At 38.0% G+C, this 2,540-nt stretch carries 1 protein-coding gene and 1 pseudogene; one reads left to right on the forward strand and one right to left on the reverse strand.

The genetic code is table 11. The features are described 5' to 3' along the window. Positions 1 to 871, reverse strand: an 871-nt coding sequence (locus tag JWR87_RS00050) for an AraC family transcriptional regulator (RefSeq protein WP_297814378.1), incomplete at its 3' end; no start/stop codon positions are given. A 600-nt stretch (positions 872 to 1,471) separates the two neighbouring features. Here JWR87_RS00050 and JWR87_RS00055 point away from each other — a divergent pair. Next, a pseudogene (locus JWR87_RS00055) lies at positions 1,472 to 2,540 on the forward strand (glutamate synthase subunit alpha); the annotation flags it as partial.

Genomic DNA, 2,540 nt, shown 5'->3' on the forward strand with positions numbered 1-2,540 from the left:
AAAAATGGGAGATAGAAGAGTAGCCAAGTAATGCAGAAACATCGGTAACGCTTAAGCCTTTTTCGTACAAGAGATACTTAGCATGCTCCATCCGTTGTTGTTGATAGAAATCGAATATCGTCGTTCCGAAAATTTCTTTAAAGCCCTTCTTCAGGTAACACTCGTTTATAGCAACCTTGCGACTTAATTCTTTAATTGTTATTGGATCTCCGATATGTTGCAACAACACCTCACGGGCATGTAAAATCTTCTCCCTGTCCAGCTCGTTAGCTAAAAACTTACATGAGAAGCCTTCTTCTTTTTCGTCAACAAGACATTCAAGGCTATACAATAACAGCTCGTGAATCTTTGCATTTAAAAAAATATTTTCGAGACTTCCACTGTAGCTATGATTAAGTAATGAATCTAACACAATCCGCTTGCGATTACAAACAGGAAATGTTTTTGTAAATGAAGACGGATGCTTAAAAGCTAACACTTCATCTTTACGGTTACTTAGTTTTATGTTATGCGTAAACTGGCTTAAAAAAGAGTGCGTAAAATGAAAAGTAAAAACATCAACAGTGTGTTGTTTGCCGCTACAATTATTGGTCGGTAATTCACTACATTTCGAACAACTTCTTTCCTCGCAATACCTGTTGCCAATATTGCAATATCTAAGCTCTAGATAATTTTTTTCTGGTTGGTTTGTATGATAATGATATACCATCATACCCGTATCTTCCGAACCCTGAGGAAACTGATTGTAATATCGCTTGATTGAATATTGGATAGAACCAGGTATGGTTTGCTCTTTCTGAAAAAGCAAATCAAGAGACGGGTCTATGGTTGCCTGGTTAGCAATTTTTAATATTTCGAGCGGTTTCAACATTGTTGGCGAAATTAATGTAGAAACACGTAAATGCCATGTGCTAATGTCTTTTGGTTGTCATTTGTGGTTACAAATGCTTTTTCTTAATTACGCTCCAATCTTTCCATAGCATCATCCTTGCTACGCTCAGTTCATCACTTTGTCAAACCGGCATCTCTGGTTTCAAAGTTGCATATCACAATTATCTTCTATGGGTGTTTCTATGTGTAGATGAAAAAATTTGTTATAACATTTGTATTTATCCTACGGTAACGAGATTAAAGGTACCTTGGACGTCGTAAAAAAAATACGAGGAAAGGCAATACTGGTAAAGGTCTCGTAGAATTCTTTTAAATTTCACTACTGTAAATGATTAATAATATTATTGTCTGTTGCCGGTGTAAGAAAATTAAATTTGGTAGAAGACGAAGTGCCTGTTGTTTGAAAAAGGGATAATAGAAAGGTTGCCTCAAACTTTGTCTTTACCTAACGATTAACAAAAGTAAGATCAGTTTTAATTTTTCGGGTTTCCGAAAGACACATTTAACGATTGCTTGCCAGTACAAAAGTCATATACCTAGCAGTAGGTATTATTTCATATTTTTTAAACATCTCCGATTTATGACAGGTACTGGATTATACTCCCCCGAATTTGAGCATGATGCGTGTGGTATCGGCTTTGTTGCAAATATTAAGAACAACAAGTCGCACCAAATAGTATCAGACGCGCTCACTGTTCTTGAGAACATGGAGCATCGTGGGGCCTGTGGTTGCGAAGACAATACCGGCGACGGCGCAGGTATTACTATTCAAACTCCCCATGAATTCTTTTTTGACGAATGTATTAAGACGGGTATCCAACTACCTTCTTTTGGTAAATATGCTGCCGGAATGATTTTTTTTCCGCAGGATGTTCCCCTTAGAGAAGAGTGCAGAACAATCTTCAATCGTTCTGCTGAAAAACTTGGGCTTGAAGTTTTACATTATCGTAAAGTACCTGTTAACCAGGAAGGAATAGGACCATCGGCTCTATCTGTTGAACCAGAAATTGAGCAGGTATTTATTGCTTGCCCTGACAACATTTCTAACCCTGAAGAGTTTGAACGAAAGCTCTTTATTTTACGAAATTATGCCAGCCATACAATTGACAACAGTGTAAAAAAAGACGCGGTAGGATTTTACCTTGCATCACTTTCATACAGAACAGTTATTTACAAAGGACAGTTAACCAGTTCTCAATTACGTAACTATTACCCCGATCTGAATGATAAAAGGGTAGTATCAACGTTTGCGTTGGTTCACTCGCGATTTGCCACTAACACTTTTCCATCATGGAAACTTGCTCAGCCGTTTCGATATATCGCCCACAACGGTGAGATCAATACGCTTCAGGGTAACCTTAACTGGCTAAAGACAAGTGAAAAAGGTTTTACGACTCCCTATTTCAGCAAGGAAGAAATGGATATGCTTTTGCCTGTAATAACTACAGGCCAATCTGACTCTGCTTGCCTTGATAATATGATTGAATTGCTTACCCTAACCGGCCGTTCACTTCCTCATGTAATGATGATGTTGATACCTGAGGCATGGGATGGCAATGAGTTAATGGATCCGGTTAAGAAAGCATTTTATGAATATCATGCTAGTTTCATGGCTCCGTGGGATGGACCTGCGTCTATTTCCTTTACAG

The organism is Segetibacter sp. (assembly GCF_025963695.1).
Lineage (GTDB): Bacteria > Bacteroidota > Bacteroidia > Chitinophagales > Chitinophagaceae > Segetibacter.